Here is a 21504-nt window from a genome sequence, read left to right on the forward strand (position 1 = left end):
TAAAATATAATTAAATGATATATATAATATGCGCCCATAGCTCAACTGGATAGAGCGTCTGACTACGGATCAGAAGGTTGTGGATTCGACTTCTGCTGGGCGCACCATATCGGGAAGTAGCTCAGTCGGGAAAGCGGCCTACCTTGCACGCAAGAGGTCAGCGGTTTGAACCCACTAGGCTCCACAAGTTTTAAATATAATATTATTATTATGGCGGCCTAGCTCAGCTGGCTAGAGCGTACGGTTCATACCCGTAAGGTCGGGGGTTCGATCCCCTCGGCCGCCATATTACCTGGAGGAATACCCAAGTCTGGCTGAAGGGATCGGTCTTGAAAACCGACAGGCGGGTCAAACCGCGCGGGGGTTCGAATCCCTCTTCCTCCTCCATTTTTATTAAATAATGAATATAAGTTAATACTATTATCGCGTGGTGGAGCAAATCGCAATACGAAGATTGCGATTAACGTCGACGCAAGCAAAGCGTGGAAGACGTCAGCTTACTTAGTGCATAATGCAATTAAGTTAATACTATTATCGCGGGGTGGAGCAGTTCGGTAGCTCGTCGGGCTCATAACCCGAAGGTCGCAGGTTCAAATCCTGTCCCCGCAACCAAAATGGTCCGGTAGTTCAGCTGGTTAGAATGCCTGCCTGTCACGCAGGAGGTCGCGGGTTCGAGTCCCGTCCGGACCGCCATTTTCTTAAAATCTATTAAATTATTTGGGTCGGTAGCTCAGTTGGTAGAGCATTAGATTGAAGCTCTAAGTGTCGGCGGTTCGATTCCGTCCCGACCCACCATTATGCGGGTGTAGTTTAGTGGTAAAACCACAGCCTTCCAAGCTGTTGTCGAGAGTTCGATTCTCTTCACCCGCTCCAATTATGGGCCTATAGCTCAGCTGGTTAGAGCGCACGCCTGATAAGCGTGAGGTCGATGGTTCGAGTCCATTTAGGCCCACCATTTTATTTTTCCGAAGTAGCTCAGTTGGTAGCAGCATCTGACTGTTAATCAGAGGGTCGCAGGTTCGAGTCCTGCCTTCGGAGCCATATTGGCCCCTTGGTCAAGCGGTTAAGACACCGCCCTTTCACGGCGGTAACACGAGTTCGAATCTCGTAGGGGTCATACTTAAAAATCCTTTAGAATCATCTTGGTTCTAAAGGATTTTTTTTGCACAATGATATGCATGAAATCTTGTAAATATAGACCATTTGATATTAAAAGAAGTCATCGAATTTTACATTGGAATGAACAAGATCCAGTAAGTGAATGGGAAAGACAACAAAATGAAAAAATTTACAATATTCAAACCGCAATCCATTCATCGACCACCTAGATAAAAGTAAATACCAATAGAAAAAAGAGTATCTTCAATTATTTTACAATAACGGTATTTTACGTATGAATATCTTTAATTTTATATTGTAAAAGTTATATGGTTTATGTTCTTTTGCAAAATTTATATAAAAAACGAACATTTATAGCTATACGAGTTTAATGTTTATGGAGTATAATAAAAATAACAAGAATTTTAGTGTGTTGAATACATAAATGTTCGTGTTTTAGGAACCGAGAGTAATTATGAAGTGAAATTAACAAAGATTATTTAATAAGATCTTCACACTTAATTTAAAGATATTCTCCCAGAATAGTTTTCAGAAAATAAATAAAATATCGAAAGATAGTAATTATGTATTATTATTATTTTTAGAATACTTAAAGAGAATTCTTTAAATAATCGTTATAAGGAGGGGAATGTAAGGATGAATATTACAATTCTTAAAAATGTTGAGGTTTTGATTGATGACCATTTTGATGATTTCTGTTCCATTCGAAAGAAATTACACCAAACGCCTGAAATTGGTTACGATTTATATGAAACTTCTAAAATCGTCAAGAGCTATTTAGATGAATGGGGTATTTCATATACTGATAATGTAGCGAAAACTGGAATTGTGGCAATGATTAATGAAGAAGTTGATGGACCAACCATTGCTTTACGAGCGGATATGGACGCTTTACCTATCAAAGAAGAAACGGGTGCAGCTTTTGCCTCTTTTAACGAAGGTGCCATGCATGCATGTGGACATGATGTTCATACCACGACTTTACTAGGCACAACCAAAATACTAAATATGGTGAAAGACCAATTAAACTGCAAGATCAAACTCATCTTCCAACCAGCAGAAGAAATGGTGAAGGGTGCCGAAAAAATGATTGCAGAAGGTGCACTTGAAAACCCAAAACCTGACTTTATCTTTGGTTTGCATGTTTGGCCAGAACTCAATATAGGTGAGATTGGTGTCAAACCAGGTTCCTTAATGGCGAGTATGGATGTTTTTGAGGTAACTGTAAAAGGAATGGCAGGGCACGGAGCAGCACCGCATCAAGGCATAGATGCTATTGTAGGGACATCTCAAATTATTACTTCATTACAAACCATTTTAAGTCGAGAGATTAATCCTGTAGATGCTGCTGTTATGACGATTGGAACCATTGAAGGCGGACAAGGATTTAATATTATTCCAGAAGAAGTAAAATTCAAAGGTACGGTTCGTACAGTGGAGAAAGAAACCCGATTATTATTGAAAGAACGTTTTGAAAGTATTGTTAACAATGTTGCACAAGCGAATCGATTAACAGCGCATATTGACTACGATATGAGGTATCCAATTACCATTAACACACCATCTGTCGTCCATGCCATTCATGATGGATTAGTAGAGGAATTTGGGCAAGGTCGTATCGTCGATATCGAGAACCCTAGTCTAGCATCCGAAGATTTTGCATGTTATTTAGAAGAAGTTCCAGGTGCATTTTTCTTCCTTGGTGTCAATGATGGCAAAGGAGGAGCTCATAAATTACATAACGCTCACTTTTTACCGCCATTTGAATCAATAAAAAATGGTATATCCTTATTTTTATTTTTAGTTTTAAATAATGAGCTTTATCGAAATGTAATAGTAGAATAAATCAAAAATAATTTATTCGCCGTAAATAATCAAAAAGAGGTAGGAGTAGGAAATGAATCGTTTATTTAGCTGGAAAATACATATTTTAGTATTATTTTTAGTACTTATCGCCGAATTTATAGGTGTAAAAACATTAAAATTAGGTATTGGTTCTATTGCATTTTTCCCTATGTTATATGCTTTAATCATTGGGGCAATTATTAGTTTACCAAAATTTAAAATTCTATCTGAAAAAGATATGACTGTTGCTTCTAATATATTGGGCATTTCTTTCATGTTGTTTGTCACAAAGTTAGCAACATTAATGGGACCTTCTTTATCCCAGTTATTCGATGCAGGTTTTTCTCTTGTTTTCCAAGAAGTCGGTCACTTTTTAGGTACGATTGTATTAGGATTGCCAATTGCATTACTGCTAGGTATGAAACGGGAAGCAGTTGGTGCAACATTCTCGATTGACCGAGAACCGAACTTAGCAATTCTTTCTGAAAAATATGGTGCAGATTCTCCTGAGTCTCGCGGGGCATTAGGCGTATATATCTGTGGAACATTATTTGGAGCAATCTATTTATCCTTAATCGCAAGTTTAATCGCTAGTACAGGATGGTTTCACCCGATTTCTTTAGCAATGGGAGCTGGCGTTGGTTCTGGTAGTATGATGGCTGCCATGACTGGATCTCTATCAATTATGTTCCCGGATTCTGCTAATGACATTGCTGTATTTGCAGGTGCAGCAAACTTAATCACAACAATCGTTGGTACATTTATATGTGTGTACTTCTCTCTTCCAATGACAAATCTCCTCTATAAATATTTAGAGCCGATTTTGGGAAGAAAATCAAAAAAAGAAAAGTCTGCGGGTGAATAATTATGAAGGATCAAATTTTAACATTTATCATCATTGGTATTATTGCTATATTAGGAAATTGGATTGGCTATCATGTTTCACCCATTGAAGCAATCCCAGGTATGCTGATTATTGTTGTAATTACAGTTTTAGGTTATGCAATAAATAAGTTTGTCAAAAAAATCCCTACAGTTATTTGGGTCTCAATCATTGCATTATTAATTACTTCGAGTGTTAATCCTTTCCAGGAATCAATTGTTAAGTATACAGAAAAGATTAACTTCATGGCACTTGCCACACCAATTCTTGCTTATGCAGGTCTCTCTTTTGGGAAAGATATAAAAGAATTTAAAAAACTTGGTTGGAGAATTGTTGTAGTATCTATTTGCGTATATACCGGAACATTTCTTTTTGCCACACTCATTGCTGAAATTGGATTTAGATTGACTGGCAAGTTCCACTAGAAATAGGCAATTGATCAATATAAACGACTGCTGACATATATGTTAGCAGTTGTTTTTCTTTTTCAATCCAATTTTATTTACAAAATACATATCGCATCTGAAGTCCAATCTAAAATATTATTTTTAGCAACTTCTCGAAAGTCTAATCAATAAAAAAGTACAAACATATACTAAATTAGAAGTATAACTCTGATAGGGGGTGAATTCATGCCATTTTATCAACCAGATCCTAGAAGGAGTGCACTCCCACCAAGCTATAGACAAGGTTTTGGACCTCCTAATCAAGGAAGACAAGGCTTTGGACCTCCTAATCAAGGAAGACAAGGCTTTGGACCTCCTAATCAAGGAAGGCAAGGCTTTGGACCTCCTAATCAAGGAAGACAAGGCTTTGGACCTCCTAATCAAGGAAGACAAGGTTTTGGACTTCCAAATCAAGGTAGACAAGGCTTTGGACCTCCTTATCAAGGTAGACAGGAGCAGCGCTTTTTTGACCCTAATCAACGCCAAAATGTTTCTAGCTTTGGTAGATTACCAGATCATTTAAATACAATTATGGGCCATGCGGGAACAATAAAAAATGGGGTAAATATGATGAGGGAAATAGGATCATTTTTAAGATCATTTGATGGAAGAAGGCCTTAATTAAACCAAAAGCTCTCGGGTATATATACACGAGAGCTTTTATACTTATATGGGCTTTTCATATTAATGTTCTCTTAATTTTTCCAATGAAACCTCTTTTTCATTCCCTGGTTCATTAAGAGGATATATTCTAGCTGTTCCTTTTGTTTCATCAACATGTTGAATGTATATTGGAACTCCGTCATGTAATACATTAGCTAAAACTGGTGATGCAGCAATTTCTTGTGCTCTTTGAATTTCCATTATAAAAACCTCCATTTCATTTTGTTTACTCCTTAATTATTCTCATTCACACATTAAACAATGCATACAGATTTAAATTTTATGGTACCAGCCACCGAAACAATTAAAGATCAGTTGCTTCCTAGGCACAAAAAAGATCATCTAGGGCATTAAAATAACAGAGATAAAAAATCGTAAAAATATTTCTAAATAATGATTTAAAACTAATTGACAGTGATAATCATTATCAGTAATATATTACATATTGATAATCATTTTCATTTATATTTTGCGTAGCTTTTATATCAGCGCTGAATAACGCTAAATCATTTAAAAGATTTTCCCGGAATGAATAGGCTGCCCCGCCCCAAAAGATGAGTTTATGAGAGGTGACGTTTATATCTGGTCATACTGGAAAGGTAAAAGTTGAATAGACTCCAGATGATGAGGATATTAAAAAAATTCAATTATTATTATGATCTTTATTTTATTTATTATTATTTTGTTTGAAAGTAGGTTTTTATGATATGCGGAAAGTCATTGGAAAAATTCATCTATGGATGAGCATGTTAGTAGGTATTTTTATAGTATTTATCGGGATAACTGGAAGTTTACTTGTCTTTGAACCGGAATTAAATCACATGATACACCCTAATTTGTATAAAGTTACAGAAAGTAAGAAAGTAACGTATCAACAAGCTTTGGAAAATGTATCAAAATCATATCCAAAAGGGGAAGTTCAACGCGTATATACACCAGATCATCCTGATGCTAAAGGGGTATACTTATTTCGTCTGAACGAAGGTGAAAAACGGCAAACAATATATGTTGATCCGGGGACAGGGAAGATAAATGGTACATTGGGAGATAAATCATTTTTTAATATTATCCACAGTTTCCATGAATCGCTCCTCCTAAAAGATTTTAAAGGTGAAGAGATTGTTGGTATAATTGGATTTCTTTTCTTCTTTATTACTGTGTCAGGTATATATTTATGGTGGCCAGGAATAAAAAAATGGACAAGTGGTTTTAGAATGAGACGCAGTAAAAACGCTTACGTAAAGAAATATGATTTACATAAAGTAATCGGAGGAGTCTCTATTCCTTTTTTATTGATTGTTTCATTAACAGGGGCTCTTTTTACATATGATAAGACAATTTTCGGTTGGTTTGGTGGAAATGCTGAGGTGACAGTTCCAGAAAAGAGCCTTATCCCTAAACCTCTTTCAACTGGAAAACTTCCGCTCGATCAGTTATTAAGTAATGCTGAAAAAGAAGTACCTAAAGGAACTATTACACAAGTTAGAATGCCAGAAGATAAAGAGGGTGCAGTAGAAATTCGTTTGAGCCGTTCTTACGACCCTGGAAATGGTAACATAAAAGTATGGTTAGACCCTTATAGTGGAAAAATATTAGGAAAACTAGATCCAAAGATAAACAGTGGTCTGTTTTATCAAATTTGGCATCTGCCTTTACATGCAGGAACTTTTGGAGGAATATTTACTAAAATTTTATATGTAATTGGTGGACTTACTCCAACCATTCTAATGTTTACGGGGATTTATATGTGGTGGTATAAAAAGAAAAACAAAAGAAAACAAAAAGAGAGAAAAGTACAGGCTGCATAATTAAAGCTTGTTTTCATTTTCACTTAATGTTTTTCGGGAATTCTTTTTGATAGCTGTGTATATCGTGCAAATATGATTGTGATTATCGCAAAATAAAGTCTTTAATCTCTAACGAGGTTGAAGGCTTTTTAAGTACGATTTAATAATTCGAAAAGCTTTTTATTTCAAGATAAAATAAAATAGACAGTATATTGACTAAAATGAAAAATGTGATACTCTTAATTTAGACAGTGTAATGTCTAAATGGAGGTTGAATATGGATATTTATAGAGAACTTTTTTTAATGCAGCAAACTTACGCTACCTTATTTTCACTAGCAAATAAAATTCAGGTAAAAGGTGATAATTTCCTTGAACCTTTAACATCAAGACAGTATATGGCAATGGTGGCAATTGCTCATTTACCTGAAGATGAAACGACTTTGAATAATATTGCTAGAAAATTAGGTACCACAAAACAGAGTGTAAAACAGTTGATCACAATTATGGAAAGAAAGGGTTATGTTGACGTAGTTCCTAGTAGGAAAGATAAACGTGCAGTTAACGTAAATATTACTAAAACCGGAAAAGAGGTATTGCTAGTTGTTTCAGAAAAAGGAATCTTCCTTTTGGAAGACTTTTTCAAAAAATTGTCAGCTGAAGAATTGGAAACAATGTGGGACCTTTTAAAGAAACTTTATAGTTTTGACGGTGAAGAACACGATGGATTTGAAGAAGAGGGTAGCTTAAAAATGGATGAAGATAACAGTGAATTACAATTTAGAGTAATGAAGGAGTTTGAGAAACGAAGAATTCAAGCAATTAATAATGAAAATAAATAAATTGGATAGGCTAATTTATGAATATATATCCATTATTTGAAATGTTACTAAAATGAAGGATAAGGAGGAGTTATCATTATGTTTGAAATCAGTGATGAAACATTACGATTAATTAAAAGGACTTGCAAAGGAAAAAAACATTTAAAATTAACTGTTGGCTATTTAACAGACAATAATTCTGAAATAAAAATTTATAATGAAAACGGTGAACTTGATTCATCAAAAAAATATCATTATGAAATTGGGTCTATTACAAAGACTTTTACTTTATCTTTGCTATCAAAATATATATTTGAAAACAAGATGTCCATAAACGATTCAATACAAAAATATATAGAAGAGCTTAAGGAAGACGAATATTATCCTACATTGCTTCGCCTTGCTACTCACTCTTCTGGATATTCAGCAAGACTGCCATTAAATAAAAGGGAATATTTTAACCTAATTTTAGGCTTGATTACTGGCGGTGGTGATTTGAATAAGAATAATCCGTTAAATCTGGATCTTAATAAAATGAAAATGCTAATGGAAACAAATAAACTGAAAGAAATGGATTATTCATGGAAATATTCAAATTTCGGTATATCACTTATTGGGTATGGGTTGGGGACTGTATCAGGTAGGGGATATTGGGACACTATGAATGACTTTCTTCACAATGAGCTTGGATTAAGCGATACATATTTAGGTACATCAAATAATAATTTACATGGTTATGATAGAAAAAATAATGATTGTGGCAACTGGAAATGGAACAAAGAAAATCTTATATCGTCTGCGGGTGCAATAAGTTCAACTGCTGAAGATTTACTTAAATATGCAAAAATAAATATGAACGAAGATATACCATATTTGTCTCTTTGTCATAAAAAACATGGAAATGGAACAAAGAAGTATGATATGGGTCTAGGATGGTTGCTGTTAAAGAAAAACAATAATGTTATTTTACATGGCGGTGGAACAGGATGCTTTAGTTCATTTTTAGGGATTGATAAAGAAAAGAAAGTTGCCTCCGTCGTTTTGGCCAATTATAGATTAGGTAGAAATGATGATGAAAATATAGGAATTTCCTTATTAGAAAGTCTACAAAAATCAAAAGAAATATAAGAATTGCCAACAAAAAAATGGTGAGAGTTAATCTATCATGGTCCACCTTACCTTTAATTAAAGTAAAAAGCTCTCATGTATTTTTACATGAGAGCTTTTATACTTATACGGGATTTTTTTGGTGTTCATAACAATAGATGTTTCCTTTGAATTTTGGATTTGATAAGCAATATGATTTTACTTTATCTGAAACAGGTTTCTTGCAGATAATGCACTTATTTTCATCGGCTTTGTCATCATTACTCATGTTCGTTTTTATCTTCTCAACATGTTGTTTTCTGATTGAGGGATCGAGGACATTGGATTGTGAAAGTGTATTGTATATCCAGTCAATTTCATCATTTGTTAATAAGGGTTCGTTGTGCTGCAATTTTAGGATGGCAATTTTTCTATTAATAAACTCCGATAATAGAATATCGTAAATAACCAATTCGTTTGATTGTATTTTCTGTAATTCTGGATCAATTTTTAGTTTGCATCTTTTTGTAAAAGAGACGATTGAGAGAAAGTGTTCATGGTATTTTTTATCAACCAGCTCTTTAATAGCTTGAATATGACCGTAATTTTGTAATAGTGGATTCATCATTTTAAATTTGCCATTAATTAACCACGTTTTTCGATCCTTTCCTCCGTAAATAGTACCTTGATAGTTCTTTGTTTCAATGACAAATATTCCGTATGGTGTAATGATTACATGGTCAATTTGTGAGTAACCTGTTGAAGATTTGCCATTCTTTATAAGTAGGTCACTATGATACTTATAATTTTTAGGAAACTGATCTAGTTGAATATTGATTTTATATTCACCAAGTTCTCCTTTTCGATTTGCCCAGTGTTCATTATTTTTCTTACTCTCAGTAGTTTTTGTAACTGAAGAATTAGTTACTTCTTTTTCATTCTGTTTCTTTTTATTGAAGAGAAAGCCAAAAACCATTATTTAACCTCTTTTCCTATGTAAATAATAACTAATGTTTGTCTTATGTAAATTTTAGTAAATATAAAGTTACATAAATTATACCAATATTTAGGTCTAAAAGATTATAAATAATAATTTATTTGATAACTAGTATAATTCCTACTCGAAATAGCAAATGTACTAGTCATTGTTTAAAATCTAGAATAAAATAGGAATGGAATAAGTCAAAAGGTGGGACAACATGAGGAAATTATCATACATACTTATAGTCGGATTATTATTAGCAGGATGCGGTAATAGTGGAGACTCAAAGAAAAATGCAGAAAGTGTAAATTCTACATATACAAAAGCTGTGGAGCAGGGAAAACTTGCCCTAACAGATGGAGATATTGATAAAGCATTAGCATCTTTTGAATTGGCATTAGACGAAAAACCAAAAGATTCACAAGCAAAAAAATATGTAACGCAATTAAAGAAGACGCAAGAAATTGAAAATTTAATCGAAGATAAGAAATATAAAAAAGCAATGAATCAAGCAGATGCATTACTTAACTCTACAAATATACTCAATAGTGTAAATGGCCAGGTAGAGAATTTACGTCAAGAAGCAAAGAGAAAACAAGACAAAGAACTTGCTGCTAAAAAGAAAAAAGAGCAAACTTCTTCAACTAACAGTAGTACATATCAACCTCAACAACAACCAAAAAATAATATGTATCAAGTCTATTCCAACCGAGCATCTTCAATTGTCACAAATTATGATAATCCTGCTGCAAGTATTGATGGTACAACAATGGGTTCAGAAGATAAAATGATCAATGCAGAAAATGCACGTTATGGGCAATGGGATGCATTACTAAATGATATCTATGGTACATTAAAAACAAAATTATCAGCAAGTGATTTTAATAATCTACGAAACTATCAACGCCAATGGATTAATGATCGCGATGCTACTGCTGATCAAGCAAGTATAGATGCAGAAAGTATGGATTCGTATACACCAAAGGTAACACACGCTATGACTTTAGCTGAGTCTACGAAAGAACGCTGCTATGAATTACTAAATGATTATGCAGCTGAACTTCAACGTTAAAGCGTAGGTTCGAATCCTACAATGTCAGACTCAAAAAGAATCCTTTACTTATAATAGAAGAAACACAAACCACTTAAGGTTTGTGTTTCTTTTTCCATAGCCTGTTTAATACATTTCTAAAACAAATGCTTTGACCAAATCATCGTATTCGCTATTCATATCTTCATCAGTTGTGTTAATAGTCCACTTACCATCTACGTTTTTCATAGTAATTGAATAGTCACGTGAGCTATCTTTTAGTTTTGTATTGTTTAGAATTTGATCAATTCGACTAAAAGTATAAACTAACGCATCTTTTTCAGCTTTATCATATTCATCATATGAATATTTTTTTTGATTTTTTTTCGCAAATTGTTCGCTTACTTTTCGAGTTTGTTTGAACAAATCAGAAGTATCAAAGTTTTTAAATCTTACCATCACTTTTGCATTTTTTGTGTCTGCATATTCGATTTGATAGGTTGGTTTGATATTTTGATTTAATGCTTTACGGTATTTTTCAATAAATATTTTCTCAGTTTTTAAATCTGGTGTGTGATCCCCAAAACCTTCTTTAATTTGATTTCCAAGTTCTTCATCAAATTTTTGACTATCCTTAATCACATCATTTGTAACTAAAGTTTTAAAATCAGGGTTTTCTTTGCTTAGGAATACGTTATCGATGTAAGCTTCAATTGCCTTTTTCGCATTTTCAGTATCATTTTTATATTTTGACGGATCCACTTTCGCTACTAATTCTTTTTGTTTGTTACCTTTATCATCATAAATTTGTGGTTGGAAATGAAGTTCATATTTTTCTTCTGGATTAATAGGGTATGCTAAATCGCCAGATGCCTTTTTCTCTGGTGAAATGCTTCCTGATAATTCTTTATATGAATCTTCGTCTGGCGGATTTATATAAACCGTTTCAATTTTTTCATTGTTTTTATCATAAAGACTAAAATCTATTTCCGAAATAGAAGTTTCATTTTTAGATTTATTATGTACTGTTACGTTTAACTTGAGGTAGGTTTTTTCTTCGTTGTCATCATATTTAGTGAGTGTAATATATTCACCTGAGTTGATTTTAAATCCAACATCACTTGATTCTTGCTTAGAATCAGAACCACTACCACTTGAACCACATGCTGCTAGAAGCAACGAAAGTACTGCAAATAAACTAATGAATAACCACCTTTTCTTATTAATAACAAATCCCTCCAATATAATAATTTCTAAATGATTATAGCACTTCTTAAAACTTAGTGTGGGTTAAAATGTAAAAATGGAATAAAAATACCAAATCTGGATTGGTTATAAAGAAATAAAAAATAAGTAATTATCCATCTATTTTAGGGGTAATTACCTATAAATGAATAAAGTAATTTATGTTAATTCTTTAAGTAAATTTAGCTATGTCGAATTGTTGAGTATTTTGTATTGCGTTATTTTCATATTTAGAAATACAGAAAGGGGATGATTAGGAAAAAGGCATAATGGAAAATAAAATTTAAATAAAATATTTTACTTTTTAAATAAATATTTGATATTTTTACTTATCTTTTTGAGAACGTCTCCTTATCTAGTGAGTGGAATTGAAGGGCTTACCCGCGAAATCGAATGTCCAATCCACGGAAATTGTAGTCCAATACATGAAAAAACGAGTTGTATCCACGAAACAGATAGTTTATGTCACGTCGACTTCCGAAATTTCCATCTTCCTTGGTAATCTTTTCGTTTAAAACAGTATCCCTCCGCGAGCAATGTACTTAAGCAATAATTCAGCTTTTATTTTTAACAACACCACCTGAGCAATACAAATCAGGTGGTGTTCTCTTATTTAAATCCTTTTTCTCACTTTTTCTAATATCCTCGCACGTCTCTTTTTCAAAGCTGCAACAGAAGCCTGATATTTTACCGAAAGTTCTTCATTTGAATAGCCAAAAATATAAAAGTCTATAAGAAGTTGCTGATCTTCTTTCGTAATGTTGTTGAGGAGTCTCTCTAAAACATACAATACATCGGATTCTTTTGATGTTGGCATGTAAGATTCGATAATATCATCTTGCTCTGGTTGATAGCGTTCTTCGTAGCGGTTTTCGCGTTTTAGTTCGTCTAGGATGCAACCACGGATGCAAGTATAGGCATAGGGTGCAAAATGACCTTGTTTTTGATCATACTTTTCCCATGCTTTCCATAACGCAATGCGTGCTGATTGACGATAGTGTTCGTGGTTTTTGTAAATACGACATTTTCGAATTGTTGAAGTAATCATTGGTTCAAATTGCTTCAGTACTTCTTCAAATTGATACATTATCATTGTCCATTCTCATTGTGCACAATGGTTGTTTTCCTAGGTGCTTTGAGAATACTGGTTTGTTTTGACATCTGTAAAACGGATAAAATTGCGTTTTAGAGGGCTAAAACACACAAAATAGGTCTGTCGATGAAATGTAGAAAATTAGCGAAATCCCATCATAGCTGTGTTTGTAGTGATGATAAATATTTGATATGTAGTAAGTTTGCAACCTATTTTTTCAGTTTTGATATAATTTCTGATTTTTTAAAAATTTCCATAAATTATGAATTAATTGTTACAAATTACATATTATGTATCTTTCGCATTCTAAATAATGGTAATGTGTGGTTATAAAGTAGTATTGGAGAAAGGAGGTCAGTGAATAGTAATGAGAGCTTGATGTGTTGAGAGTTAGTTCAAAGGTATTTTTTTCACTAAATCTTAAAAAGGATGGGAGTTGTTCTAGAATGATTAAGGTTTTAGGGATTATTTATGAAGAAGGTAACAAGAAGGAACTAGAGGATGCATATGTGAACGATGAAAAAAATAATCGATATGCTGTAATCGATGGCGATCCCGGGTTTGGGCCGTTCTCTGGGGTAGAAGCTGCAAGTACCATCAGGAGCTTTCTTCTAAATAAAAGATATGAAAATGATTCTTTAGAACACATACTTAGAGTTGCGAATATCCAATTGCGAAGAGTGAAAAGCGGAAGTGCGATTTGGGATGACTTTAGTGATATGGAAAAACACATGAGAAATTGTTGTAGTGTAGCTGCTATACAGGTAAAGGATGATCAGTTGCACTATATTCAAACAGGAAATTGTATGATATTTGTTCAATACCAAAACGGTACAATTCGAAGCCTTACATATGATCACACAACCAAAATTCAGGAAAAGTATATTCGAAAGGTGAAGGGATCATTTAATGTATTAAAAAAGACATTGAGGAGAAATTACTCAGAAAAAAAGTTAACGCAATGTTATGAAAATGCACTGATGCTGAGTCAACCTTATCGTATGAAATGTTGTGAAAGCTTCAACACGTATGAAGGATATGGAATCATAGATGGAAGCAAAGAATCCGCAAATTATTGGGAAATGGGTAGTATTCCATTGATGGATGTAAAGAAAATCGCATTAGTAACAGATGGACTCCAATTACTAAGCCATAAACCACCAGGCCACGAAAGATGGATGGACTCAGCAAAGCAAATTTTCAACAGAGGCCTCAAAAGTATCTACACGAAAATCACCCTAATGGAAAAGAATGACCCATATTGCCAACAATTTCCGAGAGTAGAACAATCCGACGATAAGACCGGGATTTTGTTGGAGGTTTTGAGGAGTTAAATGGTGTTATTACAAATAGATAATTTAAAAATGGATTGTTAAGTCAAATTTCTGTTTTGAAATAAGAGATTTAGTAATTTTATGAGGTTGGGTGTTGTTCATTTTACTAGCGCTCTAATTCTATCGGACTGAATGGATCCTAAGTAAAATGATAGATAATTATTATGGAATAAATTTCATTATATAGATAAGATTGTTATAGGAGGGTGAGCAATGAAAAAACTATTCTATTCATTCATTTTTGCATTTACTTTATTTTTAAGTTTGGCGGTAGCAGATCGGGCAGAAGCATCAGTTCTCGGTACTAGAGAAAATCCTTTTAACGCATATGAGAAAACTGAATTTACATTTAAACCATATTTCACTAGTAATGAAAAACAAGTTGAACTTCAGTTGTTAGAATTGACTACAGGTGATACAGCAAATCAAATTGTGCAACAAGAATACAATTATAATGATAAACCACAAAGTGATGAACAATGGCTATTATTTAAATATAACTTAAAACATATTAAAAATAGCAAGGATGAACAGTTGGCAGCTAGAGATGTCATTTATAATAATCAATTTTCTTCTGACTTTTATTTTTCAAAAAATTATAGAGGGATACAGCCAATTAGTACGGCTACATTTTATGGGAATTTGAAGGAAAATGAAGTACGTAATGTCCTTTTATATCCTGGAGCACAAAGCAATGTATATGCTGGGGCATTAATGAAAAAGTCAGATGGCTATCCACTATTCCGTATTCGTAAATCAGACGGTACGTACTATTGGTTCACAACAGATCCGAAAGCTTTTTCTGTCAGATCCAACGCAAAAAGTAGCTATGTATATACTGGAAAAGCGATTCAACCATCAATCATTGTTAAAACGCCAAAAGAAACGCTAAAGCAAAATGTGGATTACACTGTTACGTATAAAAACAACAAAAACGTTGGAAAAGCAACTGTTACGGTTAAAGGTAAAGGACAGTATGAAGGAGTAACCAGATCATTTACATTTAACATCAAACCAAAGTCACCAACAATTACAACTGCATCGAACTCAAGCAAATATACCATTACATTAAAATGGAAAAAAGTAACAGGTGCCAAAAAATATGAAATCTACTATTCATATGGAGGATTAAACTATTATAAATATTATACAACAACGAGTACTTCTAAAAAAATAAATTATGTTAGCAGAGGCTATACTTATAAAATCAAAGTAAGAGCCGTTTATAATAGTGACATATACACTGACAGTCAGATAAAAGCAGTAAAGGTGACGAAATAGAACTATTCGAAGCCGAGTGGTATTTCCGCAAAAAAACGATTCATAAAATTAAGTGAACCCCATGTATCTCATGGGGTTTTTTATTTGAAACGATTAGATGAAATGCTTCTTTTTACGAAACTAATAAACCTCAATCTCCTCGAACCAACAGAAACTTATGCTTTAAGCTATTAATGCAAATGCCTTAACCTGATATTTTCCTGTCGGATCATATGTCACCAAGCCCGTATAAAACACCGTCTGTAGCGGAACATCCAAAAATGGAATTATGAAATTAATTTAAACAGATATAAATTAAATTTTAATTAAACTTTGGTCCATTATACTCTAAATATTTTTTATTGGGGTAAAATAATAGCATGAAAAAGTTAATAATAGTTGTTTTAATCGGTATATTTACATTCAGCACAATTAAATTGTTTTCAGTTTCTGAAGTTAAAGCAAAGAGATCAATGATGGTGATCGCACATAGAGGTGCGAACGACAAAGCTCCCGAGGAAATATTGCCAGCTTATTCAATAGCAGTTCAAGAAAAAGCGAATTATATTGAAATGGATTTAAGAGAAACAAAAGATAATCAGTTAGTTCTTATGCATGATCCGACGATAGACCGAACAACCAATGGTCATGGAGAAGTAAGTCAATATAGCTTACAGGAGATCAAAAAGTTTGATGCTGGTAGTTGGTTTAGCCCAAAATACAAAAACGAAAGAATCATTACGCTTGAAGAACTTATTAATCATTTTGGTTCAAACACAAATTATTTCATAGAAACTCGACAGGTAGATAATAAGCTAAAGATGGAAAAGCCATTAGTAGAATTGTTGAATAAGAAAGGGCTTATCAAGAAAAACAAAGTAATAATTGAATCCTTTTCGACTATGAGTCTAAAGAAAATACATGACCTAAACAATCAAATTCCCCTAGTCCAATTGACACTTTGTACTAGTCAAAAGGATTTTACGACAGAAAAAATAAATCAGTGGAAAAAATACGCAATGGGTATAGGGCTGAATGCAGATTTGGTTGACAAATCACTAATAGATAAACTTCATCAAAATCACCTGAAAGTGTATCCATTCTTTTTTAATGCGGAGACAGAAAAAGCTGAACAAAAACGAGTCATCAAAGACGGAGCTGATGGTGTATTTACGAATCACATATCTTATACACAGTCATTATTAAAGTAATTAGTGCTAGTCTAGAAAAATGGATGGAATCCGCAAATCACATTCTTAACAGAGAACTCAAAAGTACCTTCAAGAAAATCGTATTAATGGAAAAGAATACATCCCTCCTTTATCAACACTTCTAAAGGTTCGATATTTTTGTAAATACTTAAGCTATAAAAGCCATCCATCTTGCGTCCGCTAAATACACATATATAATAGTAGATACTCAAAATTTTTCGTGGATAATTGTTCCTGCTCGATCTTAAGGTGGGATCTTACTACACGTTAATACGGAATAAAAATTAATATAAAAAAACAAGCCAAGCGCTAATTAAGGCGCTGGCTTGTTTCTTTATCATTTGTTGCCGTAGGTGTAAATAAGTCAGCTAAATGTATGAAGGCTTCACCGACGATAGAGTATAAAGCTCTGGAGCATTGATTTTATTGAGCGTTTCTAATACTTGCTCTTTGTTAACCTTCGTCTTTCAATCCTTTACCAAGACCTTTTAAGAAGTGAATGCCAAAGTTTAGAGCACGATTGACATCAGGATCTTTAATGACTTTCATTAAGCTGAAGAGTGTGATTTTTTCTTCACTAGCAGTTGCAGCATTTGCTTCATCAAGTCCAGTATTTAAGCTACCGATTAGCTTTTTCGTCATATCAGGATCCATTGCTGATAAAAGACCTGCAACAGACATTAGCTGATTGATGATGTTTGTTACAGGCTCACGAGAAATTTGGCCGAGTGCAATATGGGCGATTTCTTCTTTCGCTTGTATCATTTTATTGACCGCTTCGAGTGCTCCGATATCGTTTAATTCGGATACAATCGAAAAAATTTGTTGTAGTGCTTGCTCATTTTCTGAAAGCAAACCTTTTAAATCATTTAATTTTTGTTCTGCAATTTGTTCTTCTGTAACTTGCTGTTTTTGAATAGTTGTAATTGGTGCTGCCATTTTTACACCTCTTCCTGATTCGTTGTTAAGTGAACGTAGCCAGGACGTTGCCATTTTCGCGATACTTCAACACCATTTTGTGGATGTCGTTTTTTGTAGCGCGGATTCGTACGTGGGAGTGGATTTTTCCCTTTCGTTTTTAACACTTCTACGCGGACTTTTGTTTGTTTATAAGCAGGTGTGGATGTATTCTTATCGCCTGCTGGCCCAGTCAAGAAGTTGATGGATGAATCTTTATCAACAGAGTTCATCGGTAAGAATAGCTCATTGCCGCGTACGCGATCGGTAATAAGGGCATTTAATTTTAGTGCTCCATATGGTGAAACAAGGCGTACGAGTGAGCCATCTTCAATACCACGCTCTTTTGCAAATTCAGGAGAAACCTCAACGAAGGTTTCAGGTACTTTTGATTGAATACCGTCTGATTTGTTTGTTAAATTTCCTTCGTGGAAATGTTCAAGCATACGGCCATTGTTGATATGGCAATCGTATTCAGCAGGGAATTCCACAGGCTCTACCCAATCGTATAAAGCGAATCGTGCTTTTTTGTCTGGGAAGTTGAAGCCATCTGTATATAAAAGTGGTGTATCTTTTCCGTCTAGGCTACCCCAGCAGAAGCTATTCCAGCCTTCTAATACGTCGTAGTTCGCTTGGCTGAAAATAGGAGATAGGCTTGCCATTTCTGCGAAAATTTCGCTTGGGTGGCTGTAGTTCCAATTAGCGCCTAAGCGATTCGCAACATCTTGGAGAATTTTCCAGTCTGGTTTTGACTCACCAAGTGTCGGTAATACTTGATATAAACGTTGAACACGGCGTTCTGTATTTGTGAATGTTCCTTCTTTTTCGAGAGAAGGTGCTGCTGGAAGTACGACGTCCGCATATTGTGCTGTACGAGATAAGAACACATCTTGTACGACAAAGAAGTCAAGTTGTGAAAGTACTTGGTCTACATGGTTGGCATTACAGTCAACGAGTGCCATTTCTTCTCCAACAAGATACATTGCCTTCATTTTTCCTTCGCTAATAGCATCAAGCATTTGCATGTTGTTGCGACCAGGTTCTGGTTGAATTTTGACACCGTATGCTTTTTCAAATTTTGCACGTTCCTCATCATTCACTACTTTTTGATAACCAGGAAGTAAGTTTGGTAATGTCCCCATATCACAAGCGCCTTGTACGTTATTGTGACCACGAAGAGGGTAAGCACCTGCTCCTGGACGGCGGTAGTTGCCGGTCGCTAATAGTAAGTTAGAAATAGCTGCTGAAGTATCGGAGCCACCTGTGTTTTGTGTAACACCCATACCCCAAAGAACACATGTACCATCTGCATCGCGAATCATTTCTGCTACGTGAATAAGCGTTTCTTTTGAAATGCCTGTTTCTTGTACGGCATAGTCGAGTGTATATTTTTCAAGTACTTCATTGAATTCATCGAAGAAATTAACGTTTTCTTTGATGAATGCCTTATCATGCCAGCCTTGGTCGATGATATATTTCGTAACAGCCATAAGCCATACTTGGTCTGTACCTTGCTTTGGGCGCATGAAAATATCTGAGCGTTCGGCCATTTCATGTTTTCGCAAATCGGCTACGATTAATTTTTGACCGTGTAATTTATGCGCACGTTTGACGCGAGTTGCTAAAACAGGGTGACCTTCTGCTGGATTGGCACCAACGATAATAACGAGACCTGCTTGGGCAATATCTTTTACCGTACCTGCATCGCCCCCCATACCAACTGTGCGGAACAAGCCGTCTGTTGCAGGAGATTGGCAGTAGCGTGAGCAGTTGTCGACATCATTTGTTTCAAATAGCTGACGGGCCATTTTTTGGATTAAATAGTTTTCCTCATTGGTGATTTTTGAAGAAGAGATAAAGCCGACAGAGCCAGGACCAAATTCTTGTTGAATACCACCAAGTCTTGAAGAAATCACATCAAGCGCCTCATCCCATGAGGATTCTACAAATTCTCCATCTTTTCGAATCAACGGTTTTGTTAAACGTTGCTCCGAATTTACAAAGTCCCAACCGAATTTCCCTTTGACACATGTAGAAATAGCATTAACAGGACCATTAGATGGCTGTACTTTTAAGATTTTGCGGCCCTTTGTCCATACTTCGAACGAACAACCAACACCGCAGAAGGTACAAACGGTTTTCGTTTTTTTGGTGCGCTTGCTACGCATAGCAGATTCAATTTCAGAGATGGCAAAGATACCGCTGTAGCCAGGCTCCACTTCTTTAATCAAATCAATCATTGGATCAAGCATCTCTTGTTTCATGCCTGTCATAAATCCTGCTTCACCAAGCATTGATTTTTCCATCAATGCATTACATGGACAAATCGTTACACATTGACCACAGCTAACGCAGGAAGAATCATTGATCGCAACGCCTTCATCCCAAATAACACGTGGGCGTTCTGCTTCCCAATCAAGCGATAGCGTTTCGTTTACTTGGAGGTTTTGACAGACCTCAACACATTGTCCACAAGCGATACATTGGTTAGGATCGTAGCGATAAAATGGATGGGACATATCAACTTCTGTTGGTTCCACTTTCGGTTTATACGGATATTTTTGATGCTCAACTTCCATCATTTCTACCGTATTGTGAAGCGTACAGTTCCCGTTGTTATTATCGCAAACCGTGCAGTACAGCATATGATTTTCAAGAAGACGATCCATCGCTTCTGTTTGTGCTTCTTTCGCTTTTGGTGATGTAAGCTGTACATCCATTCCATCCTGTGCCTTTGTAGAGCATGAGCGAACGAGCTGACCATCTACTTCTACGATACATGTATCACATGTTTGAATCGGGTCGACTTCCGGTACATGACAAATTTGTGGATGGGAAATTTGATTCTTGTTAATGACGTCTAAAATCGTTTCGCCTAGTTTTATTTCATAGGGCGTACCGTTAATTTTCATTTTCGTCATAGTATTGTCTCCTTTTTTCCTCAACATAAAAAAATCCACCATGAATGAGCACACTTCTAGCTAAAAAGTATGGCTAAGCAATTCATGGTGGATAAGATTTTCAGCAGATCTTACTAAAAGACCAATCCAAATTTTTTTTAGAGTTGTTAAATAAAATCAAAACATAAAAACTTAAATATTTTAATTCCATTTATATCATTGATATCATTATAAACCTTTGAAGAAAATTAATAAATCCTCTTTTTTGATAATGATTTTAAAAAAAAGAGACTTTTAATTTTTTTAAAGTTGCTTTATTATTAACAAACTGTAGAGATGAAATAGTTTAAACGAGAACAAAAACAGTTTTTTACGATAGGAGAATGCTGATTATGTCGAGAAAAGTGAATGAATTTAATGACATTATCCGAAAGCTTCGCAAAGATTTATTTGGCAAAGGTCCTGAGCGTATCCATACCATCTTTGTGGAAAATATGGCTATTTCAACGCTATATGGAAATATAACGCCGACGGAAAAATTCATTGCAAGTTCATCAGAAGGCGTGGCAATGGTACATGCTGCTCGCACAAAAATGATTCAAGAAGTGTATTCAAAGGCAACGCCTGAAGGCATGGAGGAATTAATGCAGGCCAAATTATTGCATCTGTTTTCAGATATCAAAATTGAAGAGGATATGGCCGTTTCAGTTTTTATTTTTGATCGAAATATTGTGTGATGATGTCATTGCAAAAACATTTCGCACGTATGGCAACGTCGAGAAGATTGCTATTCTGATGAGCGAACAGAACATACATCTCACCAGCAGAGAAAGGTTGAAATTT

The 21504-nt window shown here is 34.7% G+C and carries 19 protein-coding genes and 10 tRNA genes; 23 read left to right on the plus strand and 6 right to left on the minus strand.

Translation table 11 applies throughout. From position 1 onward, the window contains the following. Window positions 1-30: 30 nt before the first annotated feature. From ABE048_RS17750 to ABE048_RS17820, 15 genes are all read left to right on the plus strand, one after another. Window positions 31-107, plus strand: a tRNA-Arg gene (locus tag ABE048_RS17750). A gap of 105 nt (window positions 108-212) precedes the next feature. Then, a tRNA-Met gene (locus ABE048_RS17755) sits at window positions 213-286 on the plus strand. Between the two features lie 8 nt (window positions 287-294). Next, window positions 295-387: transfer RNA gene (locus tag ABE048_RS17760), tRNA-Ser, on the plus strand. A gap of 148 nt (window positions 388-535) precedes the next feature. Beyond that, window positions 536-612, plus strand: a tRNA-Met gene (locus ABE048_RS17765). A gap of 4 nt (window positions 613-616) precedes the next feature. Continuing rightward, window positions 617-693, plus strand: a tRNA-Asp gene (locus ABE048_RS17770). A gap of 26 nt (window positions 694-719) precedes the next feature. Then, a tRNA-Phe gene (locus tag ABE048_RS17775) sits at window positions 720-795 on the plus strand. 4 nt (window positions 796-799) lie between these two features. Beyond that, window positions 800-873 (plus strand) — tRNA-Gly (locus ABE048_RS17780). A gap of 5 nt (window positions 874-878) precedes the next feature. Further along, window positions 879-955, plus strand: a tRNA-Ile gene (locus ABE048_RS17785). 9 nt (window positions 956-964) lie between these two features. Then, window positions 965-1041, plus strand: a tRNA-Asn gene (locus ABE048_RS17790). A 4-nt stretch (window positions 1042-1045) separates the two neighbouring features. Further along, window positions 1046-1117: transfer RNA gene (locus ABE048_RS17795), tRNA-Glu, on the plus strand. 61 nt (window positions 1118-1178) lie between these two features. Continuing rightward, entirely contained in the window at window positions 1179-1328 is a 150-nt protein-coding gene (locus tag ABE048_RS17800; RefSeq protein ID WP_430312639.1) for an endonuclease, read from the plus strand. 427 nt (window positions 1329-1755) lie between these two features. Continuing rightward, a complete protein-coding gene (locus tag ABE048_RS17805; protein ID WP_430312603.1) occupies window positions 1756-2964 on the plus strand; it encodes a M20 metallopeptidase family protein in 1209 nt (402 codons plus the stop codon). Window positions 2965-3016: 52 nt separating this feature from the next. Continuing rightward, complete coding sequence (locus tag ABE048_RS17810; RefSeq protein ID WP_430312605.1) at window positions 3017-3829, plus strand: DUF3100 domain-containing protein; 813 nt, start codon at window positions 3017-3019, stop codon at window positions 3827-3829. A gap of 2 nt (window positions 3830-3831) precedes the next feature. Continuing rightward, window positions 3832-4272: a hypothetical protein gene (locus ABE048_RS17815; protein ID WP_430312606.1), complete on the plus strand. Its 441-nt coding sequence runs from the start codon at window positions 3832-3834 to the stop codon at window positions 4270-4272. Between the two features lie 207 nt (window positions 4273-4479). After that, window positions 4480-4914, plus strand: coding sequence for a hypothetical protein (locus ABE048_RS17820; protein ID WP_430312607.1), 435 nt, complete (start codon window positions 4480-4482; stop codon window positions 4912-4914). Between the two features lie 63 nt (window positions 4915-4977). On the opposite strand, the gene ABE048_RS17825 is transcribed toward ABE048_RS17820, so the two are convergent. After that, window positions 4978-5157 carry a small acid-soluble spore protein H gene (locus tag ABE048_RS17825; RefSeq protein WP_430312608.1) on the minus strand — a complete coding sequence of 60 codons (180 nt, stop codon included), beginning with the start codon at window positions 5155-5157 and terminating at the stop codon, window positions 4978-4980. Window positions 5158-5663: 506 nt separating this feature from the next. Here ABE048_RS17825 and ABE048_RS17830 point away from each other — a divergent pair. The 3 genes from ABE048_RS17830 (at window position 5664) to ABE048_RS17840 (ending at window position 8691) form a co-directional block, all read left to right on the plus strand. Then, window positions 5664-6764: a PepSY-associated TM helix domain-containing protein gene (locus ABE048_RS17830; RefSeq protein WP_430312609.1), complete on the plus strand. Its 1101-nt coding sequence runs from the start codon at window positions 5664-5666 to the stop codon at window positions 6762-6764. A 256-nt stretch (window positions 6765-7020) separates the two neighbouring features. Beyond that, a complete protein-coding gene (locus ABE048_RS17835) occupies window positions 7021-7584 on the plus strand; it encodes a MarR family winged helix-turn-helix transcriptional regulator (RefSeq protein ID WP_430312610.1) in 564 nt (187 codons plus the stop codon). Between the two features lie 78 nt (window positions 7585-7662). Further along, on the plus strand, window positions 7663-8691 hold the full coding sequence (locus ABE048_RS17840) for a serine hydrolase domain-containing protein (protein ID WP_430312611.1): 1029 nt from the start codon (window positions 7663-7665) through the stop codon (window positions 8689-8691). Between the two features lie 103 nt (window positions 8692-8794). Here ABE048_RS17840 and ABE048_RS17845 read toward each other — a convergent pair whose 3' ends face one another. Next, complete coding sequence (locus ABE048_RS17845; protein ID WP_430312612.1) at window positions 8795-9625, minus strand: nuclease-related domain-containing protein; 831 nt, start codon at window positions 9623-9625, stop codon at window positions 8795-8797. A 223-nt stretch (window positions 9626-9848) separates the two neighbouring features. On the opposite strand from ABE048_RS17845, the gene ABE048_RS17850 reads away from it, so the two are divergent. Beyond that, window positions 9849-10703, plus strand: a complete 855-nt coding sequence (locus ABE048_RS17850; protein WP_430312613.1) for a lysozyme inhibitor LprI family protein — start codon at window positions 9849-9851, stop codon at window positions 10701-10703. A 105-nt stretch (window positions 10704-10808) separates the two neighbouring features. Here the strand turns inward: ABE048_RS17850 and ABE048_RS17855 are convergent, their stop codons facing one another. Both ABE048_RS17855 and ABE048_RS17860 read right to left on the minus strand, forming a co-directional pair. Beyond that, window positions 10809-11840, minus strand: coding sequence for a DUF5105 domain-containing protein (locus ABE048_RS17855; RefSeq protein ID WP_430312614.1), 1032 nt, complete (start codon window positions 11838-11840; stop codon window positions 10809-10811). Window positions 11841-12519: 679 nt separating this feature from the next. After that, on the minus strand, window positions 12520-12999 hold the full coding sequence (locus ABE048_RS17860; RefSeq protein ID WP_430312615.1) for a sigma-70 family RNA polymerase sigma factor: 480 nt from the start codon (window positions 12997-12999) through the stop codon (window positions 12520-12522). 446 nt (window positions 13000-13445) lie between these two features. Between ABE048_RS17860 and ABE048_RS17865 the strand changes: the two genes are divergently transcribed. The 3 genes from ABE048_RS17865 to ABE048_RS17875 all read left to right on the plus strand — a co-directional run bounded on the left by ABE048_RS17865 (window position 13446) and on the right by ABE048_RS17875 (window position 16804). Then, window positions 13446-14333, plus strand: coding sequence for a PP2C family serine/threonine-protein phosphatase (locus tag ABE048_RS17865; RefSeq protein ID WP_430312616.1), 888 nt, complete (start codon window positions 13446-13448; stop codon window positions 14331-14333). 213 nt (window positions 14334-14546) lie between these two features. Continuing rightward, complete coding sequence (locus ABE048_RS17870; protein WP_430312617.1) at window positions 14547-15614, plus strand: hypothetical protein; 1068 nt, start codon at window positions 14547-14549, stop codon at window positions 15612-15614. A 359-nt stretch (window positions 15615-15973) separates the two neighbouring features. Further along, window positions 15974-16804 (plus strand): glycerophosphodiester phosphodiesterase family protein, encoded by an 831-nt coding sequence (locus ABE048_RS17875; protein ID WP_430312618.1) that lies wholly within the window; start codon window positions 15974-15976, stop codon window positions 16802-16804. A gap of 453 nt (window positions 16805-17257) precedes the next feature. Here the strand turns inward: ABE048_RS17875 and ABE048_RS17880 are convergent, their stop codons facing one another. Both ABE048_RS17880 and fdhF read right to left on the minus strand, forming a co-directional pair. Beyond that, the gene (locus ABE048_RS17880) at window positions 17258-17743 is read right to left on the minus strand and encodes a DUF1641 domain-containing protein (protein ID WP_430312619.1); all 486 of its coding nucleotides are present in this window, start codon (window positions 17741-17743) and stop codon (window positions 17258-17260) included. Between the two features lie 2 nt (window positions 17744-17745). Further along, on the minus strand, window positions 17746-20682 hold the full coding sequence (fdhF, locus tag ABE048_RS17885) for a formate dehydrogenase subunit alpha (RefSeq protein WP_430312620.1): 2937 nt from the start codon (window positions 20680-20682) through the stop codon (window positions 17746-17748). Between the two features lie 371 nt (window positions 20683-21053). On the opposite strand from fdhF, the gene ABE048_RS17890 reads away from it, so the two are divergent. After that, window positions 21054-21398: a DUF2294 domain-containing protein gene (locus ABE048_RS17890; protein WP_430312621.1), complete on the plus strand. Its 345-nt coding sequence runs from the start codon at window positions 21054-21056 to the stop codon at window positions 21396-21398. Window positions 21399-21504: the final 106 nt, after the last annotated feature.

The sequence above is a fragment of the Rummeliibacillus pycnus genome, from assembly GCF_050459865.1.
GTDB classification, from domain to species: domain Bacteria; phylum Bacillota; class Bacilli; order Bacillales_A; family Planococcaceae; genus Rummeliibacillus; species Rummeliibacillus pycnus_B.

Coding starts and splice junctions, on each gene's coding strand:
- ABE048_RS17800 (WP_430312639.1), top strand. CDS start 1,179: ATGAAATCTTGTAAATATAGACCATTTGATATTAAAAGAAGTCATCGA.
- ABE048_RS17805 (WP_430312603.1), top strand. CDS start 1,756: ATGAATATTACAATTCTTAAAAATGTTGAGGTTTTGATTGATGACCAT.
- ABE048_RS17810 (WP_430312605.1), top strand. CDS start 3,017: ATGAATCGTTTATTTAGCTGGAAAATACATATTTTAGTATTATTTTTA.
- ABE048_RS17815 (WP_430312606.1), top strand. CDS start 3,832: ATGAAGGATCAAATTTTAACATTTATCATCATTGGTATTATTGCTATA.
- ABE048_RS17820 (WP_430312607.1), top strand. CDS start 4,480: ATGCCATTTTATCAACCAGATCCTAGAAGGAGTGCACTCCCACCAAGC.
- ABE048_RS17825 (WP_430312608.1), bottom strand. CDS start 5,157: ATGGAAATTCAAAGAGCACAAGAAATTGCTGCATCACCAGTTTTAGCT.
- ABE048_RS17830 (WP_430312609.1), top strand. CDS start 5,664: ATGCGGAAAGTCATTGGAAAAATTCATCTATGGATGAGCATGTTAGTA.
- ABE048_RS17835 (WP_430312610.1), top strand. CDS start 7,021: ATGGATATTTATAGAGAACTTTTTTTAATGCAGCAAACTTACGCTACC.
- ABE048_RS17840 (WP_430312611.1), top strand. CDS start 7,663: ATGTTTGAAATCAGTGATGAAACATTACGATTAATTAAAAGGACTTGC.
- ABE048_RS17845 (WP_430312612.1), bottom strand. CDS start 9,625: ATGGTTTTTGGCTTTCTCTTCAATAAAAAGAAACAGAATGAAAAAGAA.
- ABE048_RS17850 (WP_430312613.1), top strand. CDS start 9,849: ATGAGGAAATTATCATACATACTTATAGTCGGATTATTATTAGCAGGA.
- ABE048_RS17860 (WP_430312615.1), bottom strand. CDS start 12,999: ATGATAATGTATCAATTTGAAGAAGTACTGAAGCAATTTGAACCAATG.
- ABE048_RS17865 (WP_430312616.1), top strand. CDS start 13,446: ATGATTAAGGTTTTAGGGATTATTTATGAAGAAGGTAACAAGAAGGAA.
- ABE048_RS17870 (WP_430312617.1), top strand. CDS start 14,547: ATGAAAAAACTATTCTATTCATTCATTTTTGCATTTACTTTATTTTTA.
- ABE048_RS17875 (WP_430312618.1), top strand. CDS start 15,974: ATGAAAAAGTTAATAATAGTTGTTTTAATCGGTATATTTACATTCAGC.
- ABE048_RS17880 (WP_430312619.1), bottom strand. CDS start 17,743: ATGGCAGCACCAATTACAACTATTCAAAAACAGCAAGTTACAGAAGAA.
- fdhF (WP_430312620.1), bottom strand. CDS start 20,682: ATGACGAAAATGAAAATTAACGGTACGCCCTATGAAATAAAACTAGGC.
- ABE048_RS17890 (WP_430312621.1), top strand. CDS start 21,054: ATGTCGAGAAAAGTGAATGAATTTAATGACATTATCCGAAAGCTTCGC.